We start from the raw sequence: 4,272 nt of genomic DNA on the forward strand, positions 1-4,272 counted from the left end.
CAGGATCCTTTAATACCAAATGCACCGAGCACCATCAAATTGCGAATCAGGTGCTCGACAACGAATCACAACAGATTCTGCCGATTCAAGTTTTCGCTTCGGACACGTCGTCTAAATCGACCGCAAATTGTGGGTAATTGGAAGACGCGCGTTACGCCTACGATTCCGAGTCCCAGGGAATGCTCAGCATGCAGGCCAATTTTTCGATGCTTGAACGCGACCAGTTTGTGACAGACTGCTGCGGCTCGGGTTCTCGGGAAGAAGAAGCCTCTCCCTGCAGCCCCAACCTCTTTACGATTTGCGGTCCTCAGCCAGAACATGGCTGAGCGCTGATAGTAAGGTGGGCCTCTCGCAAAGCCTCGCGCTGCCGGACACCAACTCTACAGTTCGCCAACTTTCGACAACTCGATCTTATTTATTGAGAGGCCTCCGGCGGGCATGCCGGAGGCCTACTTGGAGATTAAACTTAGGTATAGAGTCGCCTCTCTCCGCTAGTTTGATGCACTCAAAAGTTTCGTTGAGCGCGGAGCAGCAGCGTGAGTGCGCTTTGGTCTTTCAGTTCGTACGTCGCGGCAGGCTTTGCGATACCCGCCTGTAGCGGCAGCGTCACGGTGCTTCCGCCGGCATACTTCTGGTCAAGGATGTTGTAAGCGACTTCTGCTCCAAAGACCAAGCCTTTGACCGGCGTCCAACTGACGTATGTACCGACCGTCGCATAGTTGAAGTCGGGATTGCAACCAGCAAGGCCGCTCGACAGCGCAAGGCCTGTGACGACCGCACCACAGATGTAGCTCGTAGCTGTGCTGTTATAGCGCACCGCGCCCCAACCACCGAAGACGCTAGTATGCCAGTATGCGTTCCAATTATGATTGAAGGCGCTGTTGAAACCGTAGGTCGTGGTCAACTCTTGGCCAGCGCCTGCCACAAACACCGAGTCAGACAGACCAGCAATTCCGACGCTCTGGTAAGCACCTGCCAAATTCGTACCACCATACCTCGCGAAGTTGGCCGACATATAGTCGTTAAAGACGTAACGGCTCGCACCATGCGCATAGACGCCTGTCACGTTGATCGAGTCACCCGGACCTGTTGGGAGGTTCTTGATCGACAATGCCAGCTGACCCGCCCAGCCCCACTTATCGCTCGGAGATCCGGTAACCTCTGTGGCGCCATAGTAGGCAGCATGATTATCGTGGGCCGCGATCGACGCTTGGAAGAGGCCCCAAGCCTGGTCAACACGAATTGACGCGATGAGGTCTGGAGCTCGCGAACCGCCAATGTTGTTGGCGCCGTACGTGCCGGTAGCAAGCCCCGCAGCCGTAGCTGCGCTCACGTTCCAGATGTTGGAGGTGTCATGTTGAACCTGATCCTGGGCCGAGAATGAAGCCGTAATACCTTGCCCGAAGTCAGCGGTGTAGCTGATTTGGTTGACGGGATCCCAGGCGCTGCTGCCAGCCAGCTCGACGAAGTTGCCCGGATACTCACCCCAGGGCGTGGAGAATTGGGAGCCGGCCTTACCGAATGTGAAACCTGCGAACTGGATGAAGGCGTACCAGACTCCGAGCTGACCACCCGCCACGGTGGCGTTTGTGCCACTTGAGTTATACGTGGTCGCGCCGCCCGTAAGACCCGTACCGGCACCATTATAACCACCGTCGGTCCAACTGTATACGAGTTCGGCAAAGGTGCGGAGCATGCCATACTCCGTGGCGGTGCGGGTATCGACATCCATGAGCGCACGAGCCTTGCTCGTGTAGTAATTGCTGAGGCGGTTCCGCGCGGCACCCACTCCGCCGTCTGGGGGATTGTAAGAACTGTTTGTGTTAAAGGTTGTGTCGGCACGCACATAGCCACCGATCTTCATGCAGGTGTCAGTGCCCGGAATGTAGTAGAATCCGGCGCCGTACAGCGAGCAGATCCTCACGTACTCGATAGCCTTGGCCTTCACCGGAAGATCAGCCGCCCGCGCTCCACTTAGCGCTAGCAGGCCCGCCGCCGAACCGAGCAAAAGTCTCTTCGCCAACTTCATAAAAGGTCCTCCAAGTTGCTTCGCCTCAAGAATGGCCGCTCAATCGCTTAAAGAGACTAGCCATCTTCGCCCCCAAATCATTCTCGACCTAGTAAGGGCCTTCCTTGAACGCCGACTGATCGATCGCACCAGTGAGCGTCGCGGTGCAGATCATTCCGCCACTCGCGAGAGCAACGTTGACAGACAATTTTCATAATCGACTCAAAAGATTTGTACGAAACGGACTAACTTGCACTTGCGCTCTGCGGAGTGTGTTCCCATCGCGTCATATCGGTACGATCCGTACCTCGTTAAGGCACAACGATGTTACTGTCCGCAGTAAGCGAACGTGCCATTTCACGGCCTCATGTGAGGTTTCGGGACGGCGCTAGTTGAATAACTCCCAATCGATCACGAAAAGCGGGGCGCTCTTGACAGGTTGAACGCCGAAGATGACCTTCCCCCTGGAGCTAATCCGGATTGAAATTCGCTCTCGGTCAAGATGAGAACGATTCCGTTGAAAAAGCCCGGCAGTAATCGATTGTAATGCCGCGTGTACTACCCTTTGCCGGATCAATGCAGGCCACAGGGGTGCATCGGGATCAGCTTGGCCATCTTCCGAAGGTTCTGGCTGATGGCTGCGAGGATGAACTCATCACGAGCGCCGTTTGGGCCTCGTAGAGGTAGACGGTCGAGCTTGAGAATGGGCTTGAGATGCGCAAATAGCATCTCGATCTTTTTGCGAAGCCGCTGCAATACCAGCACCTCCCAAGATCGCGCGATCTCGCGCGCTATGTCACGAGAGCCTTCATAGATCGATCGCGGCGTGTATCGAGCCGTCTCCCTTGGACAGCACCGGGCTTTTGACGGCAAGCTTGGCAATCGTACTTGCTCGTCCGGTAGCGTAGTGTCCCATCGATCAATGAGCCGGTGTCCTCAGCAACTTACCGCCGGGGCAGACGTAAACATCACTGGCATGGTCGTAGGTGAAGTCTTCGCGTGAGAAGGCAGCATCCTGGCGCCCTGCCTTGTCGAACACTGTCACATGCGGTTCGATGCCATGCTCATAGACTAGCCAGCCGAGCATCTCAGCCGAGCCGCAAGCGTTGTCGCCCATGAGCCTAGCCGGATAGATGTCGAAGCGCTCCATCGAACACTCGATCATGCGTTTGGCGGCGAGGACCTCGGCCTGTCGGATCGCTGTGATTGCTTGAACATCAACGATGATCATCGACGTCGATCAGGTAGTTCGTCGAGTAGCCGAAGAACGCTTGGCCCGTGCGCCTCCCTTGCCACCGGGTCGGAGGACGACACGAACTTCGAGGTGACCTCGGTCGCCGCTCCAAAGGCGGCATCGTCGAGGACGGCCAGATACTCATCGCGGCCAGCGGCTTCCGGCGGAAGTCCCTTATCGCGTTCAATCCCCTTCTGCTGATTGACATCCGCCTGATCAGGCTCGCATCGACCGCGAATCCTTCACCACCGACCAGTCGCTCGTCAGTGCAGCGGCGCAAGACGCTCTCGAACACGCGACGAGAGAGATCGCTCTGCCGGAAGCGGCCATGCCTGTTCATGGAGACCGTCGAGTGAACCGACACCGCCCCATTCAGACCGAGCCCGCAGAACCAACGGTAGGCCAAATTGAGAGGGACCTCATCGCACAGCCACCGCTCCGATCGGATGCCCAATCAGCAGCTGATCAGAAGCATCCGGATCATGAGCTCTGGATCGATCGAAGGCCGACCGATGCTATTGTAGACCGCCGCCGGGTCACGCCTGATCTCTTCTCAACAAACCCATCGATCGACCGCAGCAGGTGGTCGGCGGGATATGCTTCTCGAGCGAGAACGCATAGAACAACGCAGGCTGGTCGACTTGCCGATGCCCCATCATGAACTTCAGTCCTGCTAATTAGACAGACTGAATCATTGATCCCTCTGCGTCGCAACAGCTGCCTTCTTCAACATCAACAGGACCGGAGCGACGACGCAGCCGCCTTGCGGAGGAATCATCGTGTTGTGAAGGAGGATGCGCGCGGCCCCAAGCATGGTTCAGCGGTTCAGCGAGACGCCAGCATCTACGAGTGGAAGGCTGGATTCGGGGGCTGGAGATAGTAGGCCAAGCGGCTCGAAACGCCGCGGGGTGAAAACACGCAACTAAAGCGACTTTGCGGATTCCAATGATCGCGCGCAGGTATTCCAATCTGATGCCGCGCAGCGTTTCCAATCTGATCGCGCGCAGGTGAGGCACCCGATCGTTAAAGG

The 4,272-nt window shown here is 56.9% G+C and carries 1 protein-coding gene and 1 pseudogene; both read right to left on the minus strand.

Going from position 1 to position 4,272, the window contains the following annotated elements:
• Positions 1-505: 505 nt before the first annotated feature.
• Complete coding sequence (locus QQL28_RS45445) at positions 506-2,029, minus strand: porin (protein ID WP_284276372.1); 1,524 nt, start codon at positions 2,027-2,029, stop codon at positions 506-508.
• A 552-nt stretch (positions 2,030-2,581) separates the two neighbouring features.
• Positions 2,582-3,901: pseudogene (locus QQL28_RS45450) on the minus strand (transposase).
• Between the last annotated feature and the right edge of the window lie 371 nt (positions 3,902-4,272).

The sequence above is a fragment of the Bradyrhizobium iriomotense genome (assembly GCF_030160715.1).
Lineage (GTDB): Bacteria > Pseudomonadota > Alphaproteobacteria > Rhizobiales > Xanthobacteraceae > Bradyrhizobium > Bradyrhizobium iriomotense.

Bases quoted from the DNA above. Each gene is read 5' to 3' on its own strand.
- QQL28_RS45445 (WP_284276372.1), bottom strand. From the start codon at position 2,029: ATGAAGTTGGCGAAGAGACTTTTGCTCGGTTCGGCGGCGGGCCTGCTA.